Annotated in this window: 18 protein-coding genes; 8 read left to right on the top strand and 10 right to left on the bottom strand. The window is 59.2% G+C overall.

Annotated elements, in window-relative coordinates:
- Positions 1-77 precede the first annotated feature (77 nt).
- From HB675_RS14190 to HB675_RS14180, 3 genes are all read right to left on the bottom strand, one after another.
- Positions 78-518, bottom strand: a complete 441-nt coding sequence (locus HB675_RS14190; protein WP_213878957.1) for a curli assembly protein CsgF — start codon at positions 516-518, stop codon at positions 78-80.
- A 12-nt stretch (positions 519-530) separates the two neighbouring features.
- Entirely contained in the window at positions 531-974 is a 444-nt protein-coding gene (locus HB675_RS14185; RefSeq protein WP_213878956.1) for a CsgE family curli-type amyloid fiber assembly protein, read from the bottom strand.
- A gap of 218 nt (positions 975-1192) precedes the next feature.
- Positions 1193-3598, bottom strand: coding sequence for a glucose/quinate/shikimate family membrane-bound PQQ-dependent dehydrogenase (locus HB675_RS14180; RefSeq protein WP_213878955.1), 2406 nt, complete (start codon positions 3596-3598; stop codon positions 1193-1195).
- Between the two features lie 399 nt (positions 3599-3997).
- On the opposite strand from HB675_RS14180, the gene HB675_RS14175 reads away from it, so the two are divergent.
- Positions 3998-4234, top strand: a complete 237-nt coding sequence (locus HB675_RS14175; RefSeq protein ID WP_345945771.1) for a glutathione S-transferase C-terminal domain-containing protein — start codon at positions 3998-4000, stop codon at positions 4232-4234.
- Positions 4235-4430: 196 nt separating this feature from the next.
- Positions 4431-5144: an SDR family oxidoreductase gene (locus HB675_RS14170; RefSeq protein ID WP_213878954.1), complete on the top strand. Its 714-nt coding sequence runs from the start codon at positions 4431-4433 to the stop codon at positions 5142-5144.
- A gap of 143 nt (positions 5145-5287) precedes the next feature.
- Here HB675_RS14170 and HB675_RS14165 read toward each other — a convergent pair whose 3' ends face one another.
- Positions 5288-6478, bottom strand: a complete 1191-nt coding sequence (locus HB675_RS14165; protein ID WP_213878953.1) for an MFS transporter — start codon at positions 6476-6478, stop codon at positions 5288-5290.
- A 109-nt stretch (positions 6479-6587) separates the two neighbouring features.
- Between HB675_RS14165 and HB675_RS14160 the strand changes: the two genes are divergently transcribed.
- Both HB675_RS14160 and HB675_RS25855 read left to right on the top strand, forming a co-directional pair.
- A complete protein-coding gene (locus tag HB675_RS14160; protein WP_213878952.1) occupies positions 6588-7508 on the top strand; it encodes a LysR family transcriptional regulator in 921 nt (306 codons plus the stop codon).
- A 269-nt stretch (positions 7509-7777) separates the two neighbouring features.
- On the top strand, positions 7778-8071 hold the full coding sequence (locus tag HB675_RS25855) for a hypothetical protein (RefSeq protein ID WP_256737542.1): 294 nt from the start codon (positions 7778-7780) through the stop codon (positions 8069-8071).
- Between the two features lie 281 nt (positions 8072-8352).
- On the opposite strand, the gene HB675_RS14150 is transcribed toward HB675_RS25855, so the two are convergent.
- The 4 genes from HB675_RS14150 to HB675_RS14135 all read right to left on the bottom strand — a co-directional run bounded on the left by HB675_RS14150 (position 8353) and on the right by HB675_RS14135 (position 12685).
- Positions 8353-9903, bottom strand: coding sequence for a PAS domain-containing sensor histidine kinase (locus HB675_RS14150; protein WP_213878950.1), 1551 nt, complete (start codon positions 9901-9903; stop codon positions 8353-8355).
- The gene (locus tag HB675_RS14145; protein WP_213878949.1) at positions 9893-10711 is read right to left on the bottom strand and encodes an alpha/beta hydrolase; all 819 of its coding nucleotides are present in this window, start codon (positions 10709-10711) and stop codon (positions 9893-9895) included. Before HB675_RS14145 ends, HB675_RS14150 begins: the two co-directional genes overlap by 11 nt.
- A gap of 133 nt (positions 10712-10844) precedes the next feature.
- Positions 10845-11219, bottom strand: a complete 375-nt coding sequence (locus tag HB675_RS14140; protein WP_213878948.1) for a response regulator — start codon at positions 11217-11219, stop codon at positions 10845-10847.
- A 20-nt stretch (positions 11220-11239) separates the two neighbouring features.
- Positions 11240-12685: an ATPase domain-containing protein gene (locus HB675_RS14135; RefSeq protein ID WP_213878947.1), complete on the bottom strand. Its 1446-nt coding sequence runs from the start codon at positions 12683-12685 to the stop codon at positions 11240-11242.
- Between the two features lie 408 nt (positions 12686-13093).
- On the opposite strand from HB675_RS14135, the gene HB675_RS14130 reads away from it, so the two are divergent.
- Genes HB675_RS14130 through HB675_RS14120 form a run of 3 tightly spaced genes read left to right on the top strand, consistent with a single transcriptional unit; the run spans position 13094 to position 18240 of the window.
- Positions 13094-15358, top strand: a complete 2265-nt coding sequence (locus tag HB675_RS14130; protein WP_213879041.1) for an ATP-binding protein — start codon at positions 13094-13096, stop codon at positions 15356-15358.
- A gap of 8 nt (positions 15359-15366) precedes the next feature.
- On the top strand, positions 15367-15828 hold the full coding sequence (locus tag HB675_RS14125; RefSeq protein WP_213878946.1) for a response regulator: 462 nt from the start codon (positions 15367-15369) through the stop codon (positions 15826-15828).
- Positions 15829-15837: 9 nt separating this feature from the next.
- The gene (locus HB675_RS14120; protein ID WP_213878945.1) at positions 15838-18240 is read left to right on the top strand and encodes a hybrid sensor histidine kinase/response regulator; all 2403 of its coding nucleotides are present in this window, start codon (positions 15838-15840) and stop codon (positions 18238-18240) included.
- 143 nt (positions 18241-18383) lie between these two features.
- Here HB675_RS14120 and HB675_RS14115 read toward each other — a convergent pair whose 3' ends face one another.
- Both HB675_RS14115 and HB675_RS14110 read right to left on the bottom strand, forming a co-directional pair.
- A complete protein-coding gene (locus HB675_RS14115) occupies positions 18384-19370 on the bottom strand; it encodes a tripartite tricarboxylate transporter substrate-binding protein (RefSeq protein WP_213878944.1) in 987 nt (328 codons plus the stop codon).
- A gap of 378 nt (positions 19371-19748) precedes the next feature.
- On the bottom strand, positions 19749-20645 hold the full coding sequence (locus HB675_RS14110; protein ID WP_213878943.1) for a phytanoyl-CoA dioxygenase family protein: 897 nt from the start codon (positions 20643-20645) through the stop codon (positions 19749-19751).
- Between the two features lie 250 nt (positions 20646-20895).
- Between HB675_RS14110 and HB675_RS14105 the strand changes: the two genes are divergently transcribed.
- Entirely contained in the window at positions 20896-21789 is an 894-nt protein-coding gene (locus HB675_RS14105) for an alpha/beta hydrolase (RefSeq protein WP_213878942.1), read from the top strand.
- The last annotated feature ends 8 nt before the right edge of the window (positions 21790-21797 follow it).

Genomic DNA, 21797 nt, shown 5'->3' with positions numbered 1-21797 from the left:
CGGGTGCAAAGACGCTCTACAGTGGGTCAAACCAAGGGCGGGCTCACAGCCCATGCGCGCTGGGGGGGGGCGGCGCGCTACTGGTTTATCTGGAATGAAGTTTGTTGTCCGGTGGTCTTGTCGGTGGTGGTGATTTGCAACAACCCGGGAGACAGATTGACAATGGCGATGCTGAAGTCCGTCGTTTCCACCGTGCCCGGTGATAACTTGCCGTCTGCACCGACAATACTAGAGGTCACCGCGGACGATACCCGGCTTAGAATGGCACTTTGCAACATGCTGTTGAATTGCGTCAGCGTGCTTTGTGCGGAAGAGGAGGCGGAAGATGAATGTTCGGTAAAATGATTCTGCGCCGTGGCCTGATTGAGCAGGACCGGCCCATTCAGTGGGTTCCCGCCGAACGAGGGGTTGACGGGAACGTAGGCCAACTCGCTGGCGTGCAGACTTGATATTCCTGATAGCCACAACGGTAACAGCGTGACAGACAGAACGCGGGTAGCCCAATGTTGATGCGTCATGAAAAGTCCTTTTCAAAGTTCATCTCGAGCCAGGTCAGGGTCGCCAAAGAACTGCGCCACTTGATAGTTTAATATGCCTTCGAAGACCTGCGCGGCGACGGCCGCGCTCAGGGCGGGAATCTGGCTACGGTTGGTCGGCAAAGACACTTGCAGCATCCGGCGATTGCCGTAATCAACATAGATCAGGCTGCCGAGCCTTGCGGTAGGACGCTCGGTGACCGATACAGTGAAACGCCCGGCTTCATCTTTCTCGCTCCAGGCACTGGCAAAACCGTCATAAAAAGCACGGCCGTTCATCGTGACGGTTTGACCCACCACCAATCCCCCGGCGTCATCACGGTTAAGCGCGCGGTGTTCCGAAAGTGCTGGCGAAGTGCTCACCGTGGGCTGCGCGAACGCAACTGGCACGAGGCAAAGATAAAGTCCTGCTGTCCTTAAATTGTTCATGCCTTCCATGCCGGGGCCACGCAGGTAACTAACCGGATACATTCTATTTACAAAAAGCCTGCGGTGACTACCTTTCAATTAAAATTAATTTAGTTATTTATTGGCGCCACTGTTTCGGCGCTTCCGGTCGTTGTGTTGAACATTACCGTTCGCCGCCACGCCGGGCACCACGGCCAAAAAAAAAGAGCCCGATCGCTCGGGCTCTTTTTTCACCGCTCAGCCGCTTTTTACTTCGACGGCAGGGCGTAGGCGATCAGCGAGTCGCCCATCTTCGTGCCAAACGAGCCATGCCCGCCCGCCATGATTACAACGTACTGCTTGCCGTTGCTTTCATAGGTCATCGGGGTGGCCTGACCGCCGGCTGGCAAGCGCGCTTCCCAGAGCAGGTCACCGTTGGTGACGTTGTAGGCGCGCAGGTAGTCGTCCTGGGTACCGGCGATGAACATCAGGTTACCTGCGGTGGACATCGGCCCACCCAGCATCGGCACGCCGATTTTCATTGGCGGCAGCTGGATGCCTTTCAGGCTGTCGCGCACGGTGCCGATGCGTTTGCGCCAGACCACGTTGTGGGTCTTCATGTCGACGCCCGCCACATAGCCCCACGCCGGCTCTTTGCACGGCAGACCCAGCGGCGACAGGAAGGCGTTGATCTCCACGCCATAAGGCACGCCGTACTGCGGTTGAATGCCCGCTTCGGTACCGGTCCCTGCCGCGGCGCCTTCTTTAGGCCACATAGGGTTGTTCGGGCCCCGGGGTATCAGCTTGGACACGAACGGCAGTGCCATCGGGTTCATCACTGCGACTTGACGGTCGGCGTTCACCGAAATGCCGCCCCATTCAAACACCCCCAGATTACCCGGGAACACCAGCGTCCCTTGCTCGGACGGCGGGGTGTACTGGCCGCGGTACGACAGGCGCTTGAAGATCACCCGGCAGGCCAATTGGTCGAACATGGTGGCGCCCCACATTTCCTTGTCCGACAGCGTTTGAATCGACGTCAGGTTGAGGTCCGAGCGTGGCTGGGTCGGGCTCACATGATCGCCTGGCGCGGCATCACCGCTCGGCACCGGTATCTCGTGCAGGGGCACGATCGGCTTGCCGTCACGACGGTCCAGCACGAACAGGTTGCCGGCCTTGGTCGGCACATAGACCGCAGGGACTGAGTCACCGGTAGCGGTCTTCACGTCGGCCAGCGTTGGCTGGGAAGGCACGTCCATGTCCCACAAGTCGTGGTGAGTGGTCTGGAAGCTCCACACCAGCTTGCCGGTAGAGGCGTTCATCGCGACGATCGAGCTGGCGTAACGCTCCATCACCGGCGTACGGTTGCCGCCCCAGATGTCGGGTGTCTCAACGCCCGTTGGTACGTAGACCACATCGGTCTTGGCGTCGTAGGCGAGCGGCGCCCAGGCGTTCGGCGAGTTGTTGACCAAGGTATGGCCATCGCTCGGGACCGCGTTCGGGTTCTCCGCACCGGTGTCGAAGATCCACTTCAGAGCGCCGGTGTTGACGTCGTAGCCACGGATCGCGCCGGAAGGTTCATGCACCGACTGGTTGTCGGTCACCGAACCGCCGATGATCACGGTAGTACCGGTCACGATAGGCGGGGAGGTGGGTTCAAGACCGCCCGGATAAGGGTAAGGCTGCAAGTGAAGCAGGTCGAGCTCACCGTTTTTGGCGAAGTCGTCGCAAGGCTTGCCGTTGTCGGCGTTGATGGCGAACAGGCGACCGTCGTTGACCGGCAGGAAGACCTTGCGCGGGCAGCTGGTGGCGACCGGCTGCGTGCCTTCCAGGCTTTTCGCGAACTGCGCGGTATCGGCCTGATCGAAGTACGCGACGCCGCGGCAGGTCAAGTGCTGATACGACGGGTCGGATTTGAGCTTGGGATCGAATCTCCACTTCTCTTTACCGGTGGCCGGGTCGAGCGCTACCAGGGTCTGGTGCGTGGTGCAGATGTACATGTTGTCGCCGACCTTGATCGGGGTCAGCTCGTTGGTGGTTTCGCCCGAGTCATTGGCGGTTTTCGATTCCCCGCTGTGGAAGGTCCAGGCCACCTGAAGGTCTTTGACATTGCCTTCGTTGATCTGGGTCAGCGGCGAATAGCGCGTGCCCGACTGCGTGCGGCCATAAGCAGGCCAGTCGCCGTTGGCGATGCCCTCCACCGGCTGGTGCTGCGCAGGTTGTGCCGTCGCGATGGAGCCGTTGATTTCCTGCGGGTCGTTGAAGATGGAATAGACCATCACCACAATCGCCAACGCCAGTGTCGCGGACAAGAAGGTTTTGCCTGGCTTGAGGCGCTCCGGAATATCACGGGTAACTGCGGGGATCAGCAACCACAGACCCAGCACCCCGAGGATGTCCAGACGTGGCACCAGGGCCCAGAAGTCCGAGCCTGCTTCCCACAACCCCCAGACTACGGTGACCAACATCAGCGCACCGTACAGCCATAGCGATGCAGCGGAGCGTCGCCACAACAGGACGGCGAATACCAGCAGCGCAACGCCCAGAATCAGGTAATACAAAGAGCCGCCCAACGTGGCCAGCCAGATACCGCCTGCCAACATCAGCAAGGCAATGATGCCTGCAATGATGGCAGTAAAACGCCTCAGCCCTGAGGCTTTTGATAAATCATGCATCGATGTTACCCCTTGGGATGTAGGGCATGGACTGTGCACGCTGGAGGGGGTTCAACCCTGGTACGTGCCGTTTAGATGAAATGTGCAGCCTCGCTGTTTACTTGTTCTTTCCAAGCATAGGTCGTGTTTAGATTTTGACCCCGCGCGAAAGCATTCAGCGGGTGCTGCCGGGCCCGACGCCGGCGCCAATCCAAGTGCCAGAGCCTTCGTGCCGCCTACCTTTATTCGCCAGTCTGACTTCTAGCTAGATCGGCGCCTGCAGGTCGCTTTTAGTGTCTCCGGACGTCTATGACGGGCGCCATCGAGACGGAGACACTTTTGCCTGAGACAGTGTCCAAACGGGCATGCGATTAACCGAAGCGGATGCCCAATGCCCCCTGTCCCGAATGAGAAGGGCGGGTGGAGTGGGGTAACCGTCAAAGGGCCAAGGCTGTGGCGGGCATGAAGTACTTCGATCAGGTTCTCCAGAAGCAGCCCTATGTGGCCGGCGAGCAGTTTTCCATGGCTGACATTACGGTATTTGCCGGGCTGGTCTTCGCCGGTCTTGCGAGCATCGACGTGCCTGAAGAGTGCGTCGCATTGGCAGCAAAGCAGGGCAGGATTGCCGAGCGCCTTAGCGTGAAAACCCCTGCTTGATCGCAACGTGGGCCTGGCCGCTTTCATGGGGCGATCCATCCGTACCAAAAGGGTGTTCCTGAAACCGGCCCAGGAGGTTGCCTGACTCATAAGCGAGATTTTTTGCTTTTAGGTATGTCGGTCGTAATCTAATGGCGTAGAGTGCATGGGGCCGGGGCAATGGCCTCGGCGTTCTCAACGCCAACAGGAAAACTTCATGAATATCTCAGGATCCGTCGTATTCGTTACCGGCGCGAGCCGCGGTCTGGGGCTGGCCTTCGCCAAGGTCGCTTTGGCGCTGGGTGCTTCCAAGGTGTACGCGGGGATGCGTAATCCCGCAGGCTTCGACGTCCCGGGATTGATCCCCGTGCACATCGACGTGACCGATGATGTTTCGGTGGCGAGCGCCGCGTCGAAATGTGCAGACACCACACTGCTGGTCAACAATGCCGGCATTGGAGAGGTACATGAGGGCGCGTTGGATAAAGGAATGATTGATCTCACGCGGCGAATGATGGAAACCAACTGCTATGGCATCGTTCGCGCCAGCCAGGCTTTTGCGCCAATCCTGGCTGCGAATGGAGGAGGGGCGATCGTCAACGTCCTGTCGGACGTCGCCTGGCTGAGCGTGCCGATGCTGGCCGCCTATGCGGCTTCCAAGTCGGCAGCATGGAGCGTGACCAATGCCTTGCGCCTGGGCGTGAAGGGCAGCAATACTCAGGTCGTTGGCGTGCATGTGGGCTTTATAGACACCGATCTGGTACGCGGTTTTGATGTGCAGAAATCGGACCCTCTCGATGTGGCACGTACCGTGTACGCAGGCGTGGAGGCGGGCGAACTCGAAGTGCTGGTCGATGAGAAAACCCGGTACATCAAATCGACGTTGTCGTTGCCCGATGCGGTGTATTTCAATCCGCCAGCCTCAGCGTAAACGGTGGGCTGCCAAATCCATTGCCGCCTTGCTCCCGCGATAGACCTCGTGGCCCCTGAGTATTTTGCGCAGGGCTGCGCTTGCGCCGCTGCAGGTTAATAAAAAAGACGACAGCGGCCGTTGAGGGCGCCACTGCGCAATGGTTACCGGCGACGCATCAGCAGCAGCGCGACGATCACGGCTGACGCCGCAATGAGGGTGGCGATGATGCCGATCGAGGTGATGCCGAAGTGGCCGATGCCGACGCCGCCGATGATGGCGCCCAGGCCGATGCCCGCATTGGCCGCGGAAATGTTCAGGGTCGCAGCCAGCGCCTGAGCCTGTGCACCGGCCTGCATGACCCGTACCTGACAGACGACGAACAGTGCGGTGTAACCGATACCCCAGGCCATCAGTGCAACAGTCAACGCGACGTGATGAGGCGCCAACGGCACCGCGGCGAGCATGCCGGCACCGGCCAACAACAGGAACACCACCATGGCCAGCAGGGGTTTGCGGTCGACCATGCTGCCGCCCAGGTGGTTGCCGATCATGCCCATCGCACCGAAGCCCATCAGCCACCAGCCCACCTGGCTGGCAGGGATGTCCGCCAAGCGTTCGAGCATATCGGCCAGGTAGGTGTAGGCGGTGAACAGCGAAGTGAAGGTCAGGACCGACAGCAGCAGATGGGCGAGAAAGCGCGGTTGGCGAAGGATCGCGGTCTGCTTCTGATCGGGGTGCGCACTGGCTGACACTGGCAGCTTCGGCATCACCCGGTGCATCAGTACGCCGATGAACAGGGAAATGCCGGCCAGAATCCAGAAGCTTCCACGCCAGCCCACCGAATCTGCCGCCAGGGTGCCCAGCGGCACGCCGAATACCAGCGCAGCGGTGATGCCCAGGTAAACGCGGCCCACGGCCTTGCCTGATTGCCCTGGGGCAGCCAGTTGCCCGGCGGTCTCGCTGGCTGTGCCCCAGAATACCGGCAGGGCCAGGGCCGGGATAAAGCGCGCCAGCGCCAGCACCCAGATATTGGTGGAGACCGCAGCCAGCACGTTGGACGCGGCGAACACCATGAGGATCAGGGTAAACAGCTTCTTGCGTTCCACGTGCGCCAGCCTGGCAGTGAGCACCGGCCCGAACAGCATGACGGTGAACGCGAACAGGGTGACGACCTGGCCGGCCAATGCGATCGAGATGTGCAGCTCGCGCGACAGTGCCGGCAACAGGCCGACGATCAAGAACTCGGTGGTGACGATGATAAAGGCCGCGATCGCCATGATCAGGACTGAAAGCCCTGAACGTGAGGTGTCGGCCGGGGCCATGGAGGCGCCGGCCGTAGGTGAGGACTGCATGATACGTAAACTCTCGACAGATTTTGGCATAGTCTATTGAAGAAATGGTGTTTGATCTTGGCCGCTTTTTACCTAGTGTGTGGAATGGAATTCATCAATTGGAGCTGTCATGTTTTCTTCAGAGCGCCTCAAAGGCATTGATGTGTTCGTCATCGTTGCCGACCTGGGCAGCTTCACGGCCGCCGCTGAACGCCTGAACCTGACCAATTCGGCGATCAGCAAGAGCATCGCTCGCCTGGAAGGGCGGTTGAACACTCGCCTGTTCCACCGAACCACGCGCCGGTTGTCACTCACCGAGGCCGGGGAAACCTTCTATCGGACCTGTACCACGGTGCTTTCGGACCTGGAGGAGGTCGAGCTTGCCTTGACGTCCACCCAGACCGAACCCCAAGGCAAAGTGCGCATCGATCTACCTGCTTCCTATGGGCGGTTGCATGTCCTGCCGCTGATTCTGGAGTTCATGAAACAGCACCCGCGGCTGCAGCCTCACGTGTCATTTTCTGATCGCTATGTCGACCCGGTGCATGAGGGCATCGACATTGTGGTCAGGATCGGTGGATCGGACGCCTGGCCTGCATCGGTAGGGCATCAGTTTTTTGGGACGCAGAAACTTATCTTCTGCGCCGCGCCTGACTACGTGGAGCGACACGGCGAGCCCCGTGTGGTGGCGGACCTTGAAAGCCACCAGTGCATTGGCTACGGGCAGAACGACGGCATGGCGATCCCGTGGTATTTCAAGGGCCGCCAACCGGGTGACATGGAGCGCAGGATCATGCATCCGCACATTGCCGTGGGGGACGGGGAGGGCGAGGTAATGGCCGTGCTGGCGGGGCTTGGCATCGCCCAGCTGCCGACGTGGTTGGCCCAGGTGCATTTGAACAGCGCCAGGCTGGTCGAGGTGCTGCCTGATCTCGCAACCGAAGGGCTGCCGATGAACCTGATGTGGCTCAAAAGCCGCGAGGCGCTACCCAAGGTGAGCGCGTTGGTCGCCTACCTGGCGGCCAACCTCACGCCTGCCGGGAGGCGTTGAAGGCGGCATTTGCGTTGGGCATCGTGTTGCACGATCTCGGCCGGGTCTGACAGGTTCGGGATGGGGCTATATCCATTGCGATCTGACTGGATGGGTTTACCCGAGCGTAGTCAGCGGCACCGAACCGATAACGTTCACCTCACATTGATGACGCCGGTGGCTGGCAGGTATACCCACCATCGACCCGCCTTCCGCCACGCCGGCATTGTTGAGCAAGATATCGACACCGTAGCCCTCGTCAGCTACACCTCGGTAAAGAAACGTCGTCGGTGCTCGATTCTCTGCAGACGGTAGTGCCCGTTCAAATCTTTAACGAGCATGCCAAGTGCTTCGCCAGTTGGCGGCGCAAAGGCGTTACCGATCAGGTGGGCGTCCAGAACCGTCGGCGCCTGCCTGCCTACATGGATAGTGATGTTGCCGTTGGGACCGATGACGCATCGGCACGTGGCGGGAAGGAAGGCTGTTTCTATTACACGCTGCATTTCCAGAGCGCAAAGCATCGACGTCTCCAAGGTCCCGGCCATGTGAGCCGGGACTGCGCTATCGCTGCGCAGGACAATTAAGATAGTCCTCTTCTGACGTAAGGTACGGGTAATGTGAAACAGCACGAGGGTCAAAAGGCAAAGGCAGTCGGCTGCCACCTATTGCGTCTCTGCTACAGGGCTTGTGGTCGCGCAAGCAAAGCCTGACGTCCCGAGCACGGGAGTTAGCAGGAACACGAGCGGCAAATGGTTCACCCACCACTGGTCGCTGCCGGTCAGACGGCTTTGGGGATTATCTGCGGTCGCTCTCACAACACTGGGTATCAGCAAGCGTCACCGGGAGTCCTCAAGCAATTACCGGTTCAGTCCCTCAGGCCAGCGACACCGCTTAGGTCCGATCCCCAGGCCGGAAACTTGACAGTGAACGTGGTACCCGCCGTCTCTGAAGAATCGACATGCACCGTGCCCCCGTGAGCTTTCGCAATCTCACTCACGATATACAACCCCAATCCTACGCTTCGCAGGCTTCGATCTTCGCCGGCACCACGGGTCATGGGTTCGAACAGGTTGTGCAATGACTCGGCGGGAATTGGCACGCCTAGATTGTGAACTGCAACGGTCAGTTCGTAGCGTTTCGCGTCTGCAGTGACTCTGATCGGAGATGTAGGCTCTCCGTAGGCAACCGCATTCGCAACCAGGTTGCCCAGCAGCTGCACAAGCCTGTCCGCGTCCACGTGGTAGTGCTCCAGTCCATCGAGCTCCAGATCGATCTGCCAGCCAGGATTGCCGAAACGCATGGCCTCCACTGCAGTGTTCAGGGTGTCTCTGAGATCAATCATCACAGGGCTGACCGCCAGCCCTTGCCCTATACGGGCCTGGGTGAAGTCGAGAAGTTCGTTGATCAGCTTCTGGGCCCGATGGGTAGCGGTCCGCAAGTGGCCAAGCATGGCGACCTGTTCGGCAGGTCGAGTACTGAGGGCGATTCGGTGGGTGGCCATCGAGATGATCTGCAGGGGATTGCGCAAGTCGTGACTCACGATCCCGATCATTTGCTCAGCAAAAAGCGCACGGTCCTCCGCCAAGGCCTGCTGACGGCTGACCTGCGTGATGTCATGCAACACCCCGACAAAATGCAAAAACCGGTTATCGCTGTCTGTAATGCCTCGACCTGTCGCCACAACCGTGCGCTGAACACCGTCTACCCCATTGAGCCTGTACACGCAGCGGTAAGGTTGGGCAGGAGAGTCCATAGCGCTCTGGAACAGCCTGGCTTCAATCGTGGCATCTGCAGGGTCGATGAAACTGTCATAGGCGCTGGCGGAGACGGCCAAGGGATTGCTGAACCCCAACAGGAGCGCGACTTGAGGGTCGTAACGACGCTCGTTGGTCCGAAGGTCGACGTCCCATACGTAAAGCTGCGCGGACTCCAGTGCAATACGCAGCCGGGTATCGGTGACGGATAGCGCGTGCTGCATCTCGAGATGCTCGCGCAAGGCAGCCTCTGCCATTCGCTTTGAGTTCTTGAGTTCCTGTTCGAAGAGCGCCCTTTGGGCGATGACCACCGCAGAGATCTCATCATATAGAAACCCCTCGTGCTCCCGGCGAGTCGCGTTAACCACCATGGGAACGGTACGACCATCGGTTGACCGAAACTCGAACTGCACCTCGGCCACCGATCGTTGCATCTCCAGCAGCGGAATCCAGTGTGTTTGGTAAAACATCCGGCTTCCAACGGTCAGCAGTTCCTGGATTCGCCGCTGCTCGACCAGGTCACCGGCAGCGCAGCCCGTCCATTGGCAGAAGGTTTCATTGACCTTGAGAATCAGGCCGGCCTTGTCGGTCAGCAGCAGCGCACACGAGGCGTTGCGATAGAGCGTTTCGGCGTCTGGTATGCTGATGTTCTTACTGGACATCGAATGGCCTGCCCAGACCGGCCAGAAAGCCGCTCATGGCCTCGATACAAGCCTCAGGGGCACTCAGGTGGGGACAGTGGCCGACATTTTCCACGACTGCCAGGTGGGCCTCTGGAATGACCTGTACCAGGTACTGACCCACTTCCATCGGCGCGATGAAATCCTCAGAAGACTGCACCACCAGCGTGGGCTCGCGCAGCCTGGCCACGTCCTTGCGCAGATCAGACAGGAAGGTCACTCTGGCAAAACGTTTGGCAATGTCAGGGTCGGTCTTGCAGAAACTGTTGGTGAGCTCAGCGGCATATTCAGGGTGCTCGGGCGCCCCCATGATCACGGGAGCCATCGCGCTCGACCATCCCAGATAGTTGCTTTCCAACGTCTCCAAGAGTGAGTCGATGTCTTGCGCGCTGAACCCGCCGCAGTACGAGTCATCGTTGATATAGCAGGGGGAAGGTCCGATCATTATGTGTGCGTCGATCAAACCCGACCGCCTATTGGATGCGAGGACCCCGGCCATGCTGCTGACAGAATGACCTACAAAGAGGACTGGGCCCTCGCCAAAACGCTCGATTATTTCAATGATATCGTGCGCGTAGCCGTCCAGGGACGAGTACTTTTGGACGTCATAGGCGGACAGGTCCGATCGCCCACAGCCCACCAGGTCAAACAGGACGGTGCGATACCGGGTCCGGAAGGCAGGCTCTACATATCGCCACATGTTCTGGTCACAACCGAAGCCATGCGCAAATACCACCGTCGCAGGACCATCCCCTGCGAGGGTTACGTTGTTTCGGATCTTGACGGACATCGGGTGGTTCCTGAATACGGATCGCAGGCGTGGGGCAAGGCCAGTGTATCCAACGCCAATCAAAGCTTCGCCCTGCGTTGGAGAGCGCATTTTTACCAGAGACCCGCACAAGGCAGAGTGGATACACCTGTTGTTATGGGGTCTCATCCCCATGGGGAATCAGATCAGCAACAGCGGCAATCATGATATCCATGTCAAAAGGCTTGTCATAGACGCGCGTAAACAATTCCGGAGCCGAACGGCCTTCGCGACCTTGAGCACCGGTCATCAAGATGATCGGGATATGTGCAAATGCCGATTTAGCTCGGATCGCGCGAGCGAACTCGGCCCCGTTCATGCCTGGCATCATGAAATCAGTGATCACCAGCGAGGGTCGGTCTCGCTCCAGGATATCCAACCCCTTACGCGCATTGCTCGCCTTCAAAACCGTGTAGCCCTCATCTTCAAGCGCAAACCCCAAGATATCCGCCACCACGTACTCATCGTCAACGATTAGAACTGTGCCCATCTTAAAGTGACTCCGGTGCATCACGGTCGCAAGGTCGAGGCGGCACTACCCGACAAAACCGATTCAACCTGTTTGAATGCTTTCTTCAGGTCTACGCCCTGCGCATTGATGACGACCTCCATCAGCGAGGTATCGTAGACACTGTCTCTCATTTTCAGAACGGTCAGCAGCCTTTTGAGTTCAGCTTCATGCTCGACAAATCGCAGCAGTAGAATGTTGTCCACGATGTTGGAAAGATCAGGCGTCGGCGCATCGATTTCTGGCCCAAAAAGGCCGCGAATTTCCCAGCTCGCAAAGACGAGTACGCCCCGTGCTCGCATTTCCCCCATCAGCGCACTGAAGAACGAGGTCAACCGAGGTGGGTTGTTGCCGGTAATGGCCATACCACCGAAGCTGTCGATGACGACACGCTTGATTTGGTGCTGGTCTACCAGACCGAGCAGCCGGGCGCCCAGGCCGTCAAGCAGCCCCTCAGTGGTGGGCTGCCAGGCGATATGCAAGGCGCCTTGATCTTCTTTAGCCTGGAAATCGTAACCCAATGCCTTGGCCTTGTGCTTCAACCGGTCAGGTGTTTCATAGAAACCGAAGTGCAGGCCCGGTTCGGCGGGCGTACAGGCGCCAAGAAAATTGATGCCCAGCGAGGTCTTGCCTACCCCTGAGGGACCCAGGGCCAATGTCACAGAAGCCCTGGGAAGCCCGCCACCCATCAGGGTGTCCAAGGATTTGATGCCGGTGGTGAGTGGAGCCATGTCAGTCAATTCGATCCGCGAAGGAGCGCTGAAAATAGATTCCAGCCGTGGGTACACTTCCACCCCGTGATCACCTATCAGACATTCATGCAGGCCAGACAATGCGCCACTTCCGCGCGTCTTGCGCAGTTGAATGCGGCGTACCGAGCGAGTGCCGAACAACGCCTCACCCAATTCGATGACCCCATCGACCATCGTGTGTTCAGGACTACCATCATCAAGCCGGGAGCTGGTGAGAAACAGCACGGTACAGCCCGAGAAAGCAGCATGGCCCTGGAGCTCGGCGATGAATTTTTTCGTATCGATTGCTGAACCTGCCTGTGAGCGGGCGTTCAGTAAGCCATCGACGATCAGGACCGTGGCTTTCTGCCGCACAATCTCGCGCCGCAACAGTTTGACAACTTCGTCCAGCCCTTCGCTTTCCAACGTGTCAAAGGCACTGACAAACTGGATCTCGTTACCGACCTTCTGCTTGTCAAAGAAGCTCATCGTCGACAGGTACTGAAACAGCCGCTCGTGCGACTCTGCCAATAGACTGGCCACCAACGCGCGGCCGCCCGCCTTGATGTGATTGAACGCTAAATGGTTGGCCAGGATCGTCTTGCCGGACCCCGGTCGACCTTGAACAATGTAAGAAGCGCCTGCAATGAGTCCGCCCTTCAAAAGGACATCCAGGCCGGCGATGCCGGTTTCAAAGCGCTTGAGCTGTTTCAACATCGGACCTGCCTGACAAAAAAGGAAAATCTGGGCGGGAGGTTCGAGCCCGCATCAGCTGCAAACCACCCTCGAAAAGTAAGCGACCGTCGCGGCATACACGTACGGGTCATCAATGATTATCGACCGCTTCACTTCAGAAAAATTTTAGAGGGCCTGGAAATTTAGAGGGCCTGGAAATAACGGGGATCACTGTATCGTCAGTATTTCCGACTTCGCGCTCTGACTCGAAGTTCACATGACGCCCCGCCAGTTTTGCGGCTGCGCTACCCAATCAGACTCGGAGGCCCGTAAACGCGCCGTTCAGGGATTTTTCACGGCTCCAATCTCGGTATTTTGGTAATGTATCGCGGAGTTTACTGGCAGCTTGCCAGTGAACCGGCAACGGCGCTCACCCATAGGCTGGATTTGATGACTTCACCCGCAGACGACGCATTCCAGACAGCTTTGGCCAATTGTGCCCGGGAGGCCATTCGTACGCCTGGCAGTATTCAGCCGCAGGGCTTTCTTGTCGTGGTTCAAGAGCCGGCAATGACTGTCATCCAGGTGAGCGAGAACCTGGCTCAATGGCTTGGGGTGAGCGCGAGTGAGCTACTGGGTCTGCACCTGGACGGGCTTGTTGTAGGCGGCTCGTCCTTGGTGAGCCATCTGGGTGAGCTGGATGAAGATGAGGCGCAGCCTTACCACGTGGCCGATATCCACTTTGCGCTGGGCGCCCACCAGGCAGTGCCGATCGCGATGATGCTCCATCGTCATGGGGGCGTCCTGATTGCTGAGTTCGAACGGCCCGGTGATACCCCCACAGCACACAGTCGGCTGTACCCACTGGTTCGAGCGTTTATCAGCCAATCCAAGGATATCGAAAGCGTCGATGATATCTGCGCACGTGCCGTACGGGTGATCAAGCGGCTGACTGGGTTCGGTCGCGTCAAATCCTATCGCTTCGATGAAGAAGGCAACGGGCTCGTCAATGCAGAGCTTGCCGATGCCGGCTACCCAAGCTACCTGGGACTGTGCTTCCCTGCCTCTGACATTCCGCAGCAGGCACGCGAGTTGTACTGCGCCAACCGAATTCGGATCATCGAGGACGTCGACTACATACCCTCAGCACTGATCCCGGCACTCAACCCCCTGACAGGGGCGTCGCTGGACATGAGTTATGCAACGTTGCGCAGTGTTTCACCCGTCCATTTGCAGTACATGCGCAATATGGCTACCCGAGCGTCCATGTCGATCTCGATTGTCGTCGAGGGCAAGCTCTGGGGGCTGATCTCTTGCCACCATGACCGTGCCTTTCCTGTGAGCTTTCAGACCCGGACGGCCTGTGAACTGTTGGGCCGCGTGTTGTCACTGCAGGTGGAAACGAAAGAAGCACACATCCAGAGCGCTCGAATGCTCGAGCTGCGTCAGCGGATCGTCCAAATGCTTTCTGCGATGGCCGATCACGACAGCGTTCTGGAAGGGCTGCGCGCATTATCGGATGTCTTCGTGGATTTTGTGGGGGCAAGCGGCGCTGCCGTGGTGAGCGGCGCGGGGTGCACCGTGTACGGGAATGCTCCCTCGCAAGCCGAGGTGATTGCCTTGGCCGACTGGCTCAGTGACAAAGGTGGCATGGAGGTCTTCCACACCGACAATGTGGGTCGTGACATTGCGCAATTGCCAGCGCTAGGCAATTCGGTGAGCGGTGTCCTGGCGGTGGCTATCTCGGAAATCCACTCCAATTACCTCCTCTGGTTCAGGCCGGAGCAGACGCATGTGGTTCATTGGGCCGGTCGTCCAGAGAAATCCATCAACACGACCGGATCACTGAATCCTCGCCAGAGCTTCGAGCATTGGCAGGAAATCGTGGAAGGCTTTTCTACACCCTGGACAGCAAGCGAAATAGAAGGCGTCAGTGAACTGCGCCTGGCAGTGCTGGGCATTGTTTTGCGCAAAGCTGAAGAGCTGGCGCAGCTGGCCGAGGAGTTGAAGCGATCCAACAAGGAGCTGGAGTCGTTCTCCTACAGCGTCTCGCATGACCTCAGAGCACCGCTGCGGCATATTGCCGGGTACGTAGACCTGCTGGAAGATCTTGAAAGCGGAAATATGACCGAGCGTGGCCATCGTTTTTTAGGAACGATCGCCCAATCCGCAAAGTTCGCCGGAACCCTGGTCGACAATCTGCTCAGCTTTTCGCAAATGGGTCGTTCGACCATGAGGCCATCCGAGGTCAACCTCGCAGCCGTGATCGACTCGATACGCCATGAGATGCGCCCTGACTACGAGGGCCGAGAGATCGACTGGCACATCGATGCAACGCCCAAAGTGCAGGGCGATCCAGCCTTTCTCCACCTGGCGCTGCGCAATCTCATTTCCAATGCCATCAAATACTCCCGTGATCGGGAGATAGCCGTCATCAAGATTTCGGCCGAGGAGCACGATAAAGAATTTGTTGTCAGCGTTTCTGACAACGGCGTCGGCTTCGACATGAAATATGCCGACAAGCTGTTCGGCGTATTTCAGCGGCTGCACCGCCAAGACGAATTTGAAGGAACCGGTATCGGCCTGGCCAACGTGAAGCGGATCATCGAACGCCACGGGGGCACCATTCGGGCGCATGGCGAGCTCGATAAAGGCGCCACCGTGACGTTCACATTACCCAAGCAATCAGACACCGGTCGTCAGAGCGCGACCTAGGACCACACATGTTGAAGCCGATCCTTTTAGTCGAAGACAATCCCAACGACCTCGAGCTGTCGTTGATGGCATTGGAGCGCAGCAACCTGGCCAACGAAGTCATCGTCGTGCGCGACGGTGCAGAGGCGCTGGATTTCCTGTTTCGTCGTCACCGGTATGCTGATCGAGACGAAGGGAATCCCGCCTTGCTGTTGCTGGACCTGAAGTTGCCAAAAGTCGATGGACTCGAGGTTCTGGAGCAAGTCCGCCAGGCAGAACCATTGCGCAGTATTCCGGTGGTCATGCTGACGTCTTCGAGGGAAGAACCTGATCTGGATCGAGCATATCAATTAGGCGTGAACGCTTACGTGGTCAAACCGGTCAATTTCAAGGAATTTGTATCGGCTATCTCCGACCTTGGGGTTTTCTGGGCCGTACTCAACGAGCCTCCACCTGGCTCTACTCGAATGGTTCGACGACCTAAGGCCTGATTTTCAGACATGCGCAATGATCCCCAGGTTTCAAAAACCCTCGGCCCAATAAAGCTTTTATTGGTCGAGGACAGCAATGAAGACATCGAGCTGACGCTCGTGATGCTGGAAAAAGCGGGCCTTGAGATCATACCGACCGTGGTTTATGACCATGAAGGTGCACAGCTTGCCCTTGAGCGGGACACCTTCGACGTCGTCGTCTGCGACTATGCACTGCCCGGCGCGCCCGGTACCGAAGTTCTCGAGTCAGCGAGAATAGCCGCCCCCAAAACCCCCTTCATTTTTTTATCTGGGGTTCTGGGTGAGCAACAGGCCGTGGCCACGATTCGGCTGGGTGCTGTGGACTACGTCCTGAAACAGAACCTCGATTACATCCCCCGAGCCGTCTCCCGGGCGGTGGAAGAAGTTCAAGAGCGAAAAAAACGCAAAGAGGTTGAGCAAGCGCTTGTCGAGGTCGAGGCGCGGGCTCGCATTGCCATCAAGGCTGCCGAGATGGGGGTTTGGGAGCTTGACCCTGTTACCAATGTGATGATCTGGGACGAGCGCTGCAAAGCCCTTTACGGCCTGGCCGCCGATGTACCCATTACCCTTGAGAGCGCCTTGGCTCAATCTCACCCTGAGGACATCGCTGGCCTGCGCGACGAGGTCACCCGATCAATGCGCCAGGAGAGCATGTTCCATGCTGACTACCGAATCATCTTGCCAGATGGCAGAGTCCGTTGGATGGCCTCCGATGGCCGATCCTTTTTTGAGGGCGGCGTGTGTGTGCGCTTCACCGGTGTCGTTCAGGACATCACTGAGCGCAAACGAGCCACTCAGGCGCTCGTGCAATTGACTGAGACCTTGGGCGAGGAAGTCGAACAGCGAACGCGTGAGCGTGATCGCACCTGGGAAATGTCCCATGAAATGCTGGGGGTTCTGCATTTCAATCTATCCGCAGTGAGTTTCAACCCGGCCTGGGAGGACGCCTTGGGCTGGACGCGCGAGCATCTGACAGGGTTAAGGCTCTGGGAGTTGATGCATCCTGATGACATGGAAGCCACGATCAAGGAAGCGCAGAGCCTGGCCAAGGGCAATGTTTCAAAGCGGTTTGTGAACCGGATGCGTCACGCGGACGGCAGTTACCGATGGCTGTCCTGGACGATCGTACCGGACGGCGAGCTGATGTACGCCGCGGTTCGGGACATCACCGAGGAACGCGCGGTTCTGGAGGAATTGGCTACAACGAACCAGAAGCTGCTGGAGCAAGTGAAAAGGCGAGAAGGTGCCGAGGCTACTTTGCAGCAGATGCAAAGGCTGGAGGTGGTGGGACAACTGACTGCCGGGGTGGCCCATGATTTCAACAACCTGCTCACCGTTATCCTGACCAGCTCCACTTTTGCGATCAAAGAGTTCGAGCGTGGGAAGATGGACAGGATTCTCATGCGTCTTGGCCATATCAAGGCGTCAGGGGAAAGGGGTGCAAAATTGACCGGACAGCTGCTGTCATTTTCGCGCCGGCAGCGACTCGACCCTCAACCCATCGATTTGAATGCAATGATTGCTGGCATGGACGGCCTGCTGCGCAAAGCAATCGGCGCGAACATCGATCTTGAGCTGTCGCTGGCCGATCACCTCTGGATGGCATCAGCAGACCCAACGCAAACGGAAATGGTCATTTTGAACCTGGCCATCAACGCCCGGGATGCGATGCCGGAAGGCGGGCGGTTGCATGTGCGTACGCTTAACAGCACCGTTGAAATGCGATCACCGACACAGGCTGACCCCGAGCCTGGTGACTATGTCGTCATCCAGATCGCCGACTCTGGTACCGGCATGGAACCGGAAATTCTGAAGCGAGCCTTCGAGCCTTTTTTCACCACCAAGGATGTGGGTAAAGGCTCAGGGCTGGGGCTGGCTCAGGCGTTCGGATTTGCGAAGCAGTCGGGCGGCGGGGTACACATAAAGACCGCACCTCGCAAAGGGACAACGGTGTCCGTTTACCTTCCGCAAACAGAAGAGCGACCGCTGGACACTCTGATCCTGAACGCCGAGACGCTCGATGGGCAGGTCAGGCGGACTGACCTGGTACTGTTGGTCGACGACGAGGACGCCGTTCGAGAAGTAGCAGCCAACATGCTGGAGTCGCTTGGCCACCGAGTTATACAGGCAAACAGCGGTGCACGCGCCCTGGAAGTGGTTACGGCTGAGGTCAATGTGGTTCTGACGGACTTTGCCATGCCGGAAATGAACGGCAAAGCCCTTGCCGAACGTCTGAACGCTCGAGGGTTATCCATACCCGTCATCTTCATGACCGGCTATGCCGACACTGAAGTGTTGGGACTCGACGGCCTGTTCGTGATTCAGAAGCCCTTTACCGAGGATGATCTTCAGCGCGTACTGGATCGATCAGTGGAAGCCACCGAGCTATAGGGCCCTCGGCAGCAGTATGGATCAACGGGACCTCGTAGTGATTGCAGACCTCAGTCCCGCGCAGAACGGCGGTCCCCCCGCAATCGCATGAGCTCACCAGTCAAACGTGGCCAAACAAACGCCCACAACAGGTCAGCGCACCCCTAATCGATTTTCGCTGGCCCGTAGGTCGCCACCAGGTCCGCATAGCGGGCGCTGTCTTTGCGAATGCGCTCGGTCACCTGTTGAGGTGAAAGCATGGGCTGGTTCAGCAGCAGGCGCTTGTGCAGCTCGGCATAGGCCGGCGAGGCCTGCATAGCGGCGATTTTCTCCAGCAGCGGCGCGGTGATGGAGGACGGAGTCTGGCCCTGTGCAAACCAGCCGAACCAGGTGGTCAGGTCCATGGCCTTGACGCCTTGTTCGGCCAGGGTCGGGACGTTCGGCCAATACGACAGGCGCTGGGCGGTGGTCACGCCGAGGGAGCGCAGCTTGCCGCTGGTCCACAGATCGAGCCCGCCGTTGCCCGATGCCGTGATGCCCGCCGAGAGATTTTTGTCGAGCAGGTCGTTGATCATCATCAGCGAGCCCTTGTAGGGCTGTGGCTTGATGGTCGTGCCGGTGGCGCGCGCCAGTATCAGGGTCGCCAGGTGCCCGTCGGAGCCGTAGATCGAGAACCCCACGTTGCGGTAGTCGGGGTTGTCGGCCAGCCAGCTGACGTAGTGATCCAGCGTGGTCACCGAGTTCGGTACCGCCGGGCCCACGGTCAGGGACAGGGACATTTCGCCGATGCAGGCCAGGGGCATGAAGTCGGCGCTGGCGTCGTAGGTCTTGGTTTTGAAAACGTTGGGCAGCAGGCAGAGGGTGGTGGACTGTGCCTGCAGCAAGGTCAGGCCGTCGGCTGGGGAGGCCTTGAACGTTTCGCAGGCCAGGCGGGTATTGCGGCCTTCGATATTGTCGAACCGGTAGCCGGGCCCGCCCACGCCGGCAAGGACCTGCAGGGCGCCCTTGCCCAGATCCGTGCCCATGGCTCCCGGGGGATAGCCGAAGAGCATGCGCCGGTCAGCGGCTTGCGCCCAATTGCTCCCCGCGCCAATCGAGGCACCGGCCAGCAAAACGCTGGAACTGGCCAGGAAACGTCTGCGATTGATCATGTGAAACTCCTGACGAGGTCAAACACCTCGTCCGCGTCAATGGCGAAGGTGTTCGCCGGTGGAATGGTTTTATTGTTCTACGGCCTTGTTGGCCGCTCCATGCGGCTTGTCAGTCGACCTTGCCCATGTCCAGATCGCTGAATCCTTGCTCATACCCTGTCGGCACGGCGGCCCAGTACTTGAGTCGTGGGCGGCAGGTGATGGCGATCGAGCGCAGGTGATCGTGGGTGATCTTGCCATTGACACTCGGATCAACACGCTGTTGGCGTCGTACAGGCAGCGCCCGCAGGAGCGCGCGCAGCCCGCGATGGCCTCACCCGCAAAACGTGGGTGAATCCATCGCGGGCTGCGCGTGCTCCTGCGTCAGAGAGGCGTGGTTCAGTTATCCAGGCCCAAAACGCGGCCCAGTTCAACATAGTCCAGGCTCCACAGGCTGCCACCGCCGAGCTTTTCGTTATGCTGCGAGCGGAAGCCGATCATTTGCTGGGCGCGCTTGCTCAGGGTACGGGCCATGTCCAGGGTAACGGTGAACGGGTAGGCTTCTTCCGGCACCAGCCAGCCTGGGCAGAAGGCCAGGGCCAGGGCGCGACGCGGGCGGTTGGAGACGTTGGCGCCGCCACCGTGGACCACTTTGCCGGAGTACAGGAAAGCATCGCCTTTTTCCATGACCACCGGGATGGTCGGGGTGTTCTCGATGCGTGCACGGTCGTCGAAGTCAGCCCAGCTCTGGCTGCCGGGAATGATGCGCGTGGCGCCCATCTCTTCGGTGTAGTCGGACAGTGCCACCAGGCAGTTGCACATCACTTCCGGGCCTTTCGGGCCGAGGCTGCGAAACACCGGGTAGTTTTCCAGGTCGCGGTGCAGGTATTGCAGCTTTTCGCCGGGCTGGATCTCGATGATCTGCGCCGCGTTCATCCAGTATGCGTCGCTGGTTTCCAGCATCATGGTGTCGATGTACGACAGCAGGATGTCGTGGTCGAGCATCTCTTCGCGAAAGGTAGTGCTGCGGCGGATCAACTGGGTCACGCGCTTGGTTTTCTTGCCGGTGAACTCCTGCATCCACTCCGGGCACGTGCTGTTGCCCGAGGCCCAGTCGGCGACGATCGGGTCCATCTCGGCGTTGAAGCGCTCGACCTGGGCGGCGAACAGCCCTTTGATGATGACCCCGCCGTCCTCGTCGATGATCTGCTTGACGATGTGCGGCGCAGTGCCGGCAGGCACTTCACGCAGCTTGAGCATGGGTTCGTTGTGGGTTTGCAGTTGAGTGGCGGGCATGAGGTTCTCCAGGCGGTCGAGGTTGTGCGGCCTGCGGTCGAGGCGAGGCATGGACCGATGTTAGGGCCGACACAGAGCGGCAAACAGGTGGATGCAGGCCAAATATCTGCGCTTTGTGGCCAGTCGTGGCGCTGGCTGCCGTTCACAGGACTTTGGCCTGCGCGCACCTGTGCAGGGCGGGCGGCGGGTCGCACTATCGGTCGCCAGAGGGCCGGCGTGATGACCGGCTAGCCCATGCCTGGAGATGCCCATGCGCAGCGATATCCGCTTCAAGACCACCGATGGCCTGACCCTCGCCGGTTGGCTCTACCGTCCGGCCGACGCCACGGCAGCGCTCCCGGCCATCGTCATGGCCCACGGTTTCACGGCGGTCAAGGAGCAGTACCTGGACCGCTACGCCGAGGTGTTCGCCGAGAACGGTTTCGCCGTGCTGGTGTATGACAACCGCAACTTCGGCGCCAGCGAAGGCCAGCCGCGCCAGGAAGCGGACCCGGCGCTGCAGGTGCGCGACTACCGCGATGCGATCACCTATGTCTGCGGCCTGGACGGCATTGATGGGGCCCGCATTGGAGTCTGGGGTTCGAGCTACAGCGGCGGTCATGTGCTGCAAGTGGCCGCCTTCGATCGCCGGGTCAAGTGCGTGTCGTCCCAAGTGCCGGCCATCAGTGGTTCGGCGGACGTGCGCATGGCCGTGCGTCCCGACCTGATGCCGGGCCTGATCGAAGCCTTCGAGGCCGACCGGACCGCCCGCTATGCCGGCGAGCCGGCGCTGCTGATGGAGGTGGTGGCCGAAGACCCCAAGGCGGATTGCGCTCTGCCAGGCCAGGACTGCTTTGACTTTTTCACCCAGAGCCATGCCCGCGTGGCACCGGCCTGGCGTAACGAGGTCACGCTCAAGAGCATCGAATTGCTTAACGAATACGAGCCTGGCTATGCCATCGACCGCATCAGCCCCACGCCGTTGCAGATGATCGTGGCGCTCAAGGACACGGTCACCGTGCCCGACGCCGCCCTCAAAGCCTACGAGCAGGCACTGCAACCCAAGCACCTGGTGCTGCTCGACTGTGGCCACTTCGACCCGTACCTGAGCCAGTTCCAGGCCTCCAGCAGTGCGGCCGTCGAATGGTTCAAACGCCATCTCTGATTTTTTCA

The organism is Pseudomonas sp. dw_358 (genome assembly GCF_018449655.1).
In the GTDB taxonomy this organism is placed as follows: domain Bacteria; phylum Pseudomonadota; class Gammaproteobacteria; order Pseudomonadales; family Pseudomonadaceae; genus Aquipseudomonas.
Note: the sequence above shows the minus strand (reverse complement) of the source record. Positions and strands in the feature narration are given on the sequence as shown.

Excerpts from the sequence above, each read along its gene's own strand:
- HB675_RS14165 (WP_213878953.1), bottom strand. The coding sequence starts at position 6,478 with ATGCAGTCCTCACCTACGGCCGGCGCCTCCATGGCCCCGGCCGACACC.
- HB675_RS14110 (WP_213878943.1), bottom strand. The coding sequence starts at position 20,645 with ATGCCCGCCACTCAACTGCAAACCCACAACGAACCCATGCTCAAGCTG.
- HB675_RS14105 (WP_213878942.1), top strand. The coding sequence starts at position 20,896 with ATGCGCAGCGATATCCGCTTCAAGACCACCGATGGCCTGACCCTCGCC.
- HB675_RS14150 (WP_213878950.1), bottom strand. The coding sequence starts at position 9,903 with ATGTCCAGTAAGAACATCAGCATACCAGACGCCGAAACGCTCTATCGC.
- HB675_RS14190 (WP_213878957.1), bottom strand. The coding sequence starts at position 518 with ATGACGCATCAACATTGGGCTACCCGCGTTCTGTCTGTCACGCTGTTA.
- HB675_RS14145 (WP_213878949.1), bottom strand. The coding sequence starts at position 10,711 with ATGTCCGTCAAGATCCGAAACAACGTAACCCTCGCAGGGGATGGTCCT.
- HB675_RS14120 (WP_213878945.1), top strand. The coding sequence starts at position 15,838 with ATGCGCAATGATCCCCAGGTTTCAAAAACCCTCGGCCCAATAAAGCTT.
- HB675_RS14130 (WP_213879041.1), top strand. The coding sequence starts at position 13,094 with ATGACTTCACCCGCAGACGACGCATTCCAGACAGCTTTGGCCAATTGT.
- HB675_RS14160 (WP_213878952.1), top strand. The coding sequence starts at position 6,588 with ATGTTTTCTTCAGAGCGCCTCAAAGGCATTGATGTGTTCGTCATCGTT.
- HB675_RS14185 (WP_213878956.1), bottom strand. The coding sequence starts at position 974 with ATGGAAGGCATGAACAATTTAAGGACAGCAGGACTTTATCTTTGCCTC.
- HB675_RS14135 (WP_213878947.1), bottom strand. The coding sequence starts at position 12,685 with ATGTTGAAACAGCTCAAGCGCTTTGAAACCGGCATCGCCGGCCTGGAT.
- HB675_RS14125 (WP_213878946.1), top strand. The coding sequence starts at position 15,367 with ATGTTGAAGCCGATCCTTTTAGTCGAAGACAATCCCAACGACCTCGAG.
- HB675_RS14180 (WP_213878955.1), bottom strand. The coding sequence starts at position 3,598 with ATGCATGATTTATCAAAAGCCTCAGGGCTGAGGCGTTTTACTGCCATC.
- HB675_RS14115 (WP_213878944.1), bottom strand. The coding sequence starts at position 19,370 with ATGATCAATCGCAGACGTTTCCTGGCCAGTTCCAGCGTTTTGCTGGCC.
- HB675_RS14170 (WP_213878954.1), top strand. The coding sequence starts at position 4,431 with ATGAATATCTCAGGATCCGTCGTATTCGTTACCGGCGCGAGCCGCGGT.
- HB675_RS14140 (WP_213878948.1), bottom strand. The coding sequence starts at position 11,219 with ATGGGCACAGTTCTAATCGTTGACGATGAGTACGTGGTGGCGGATATC.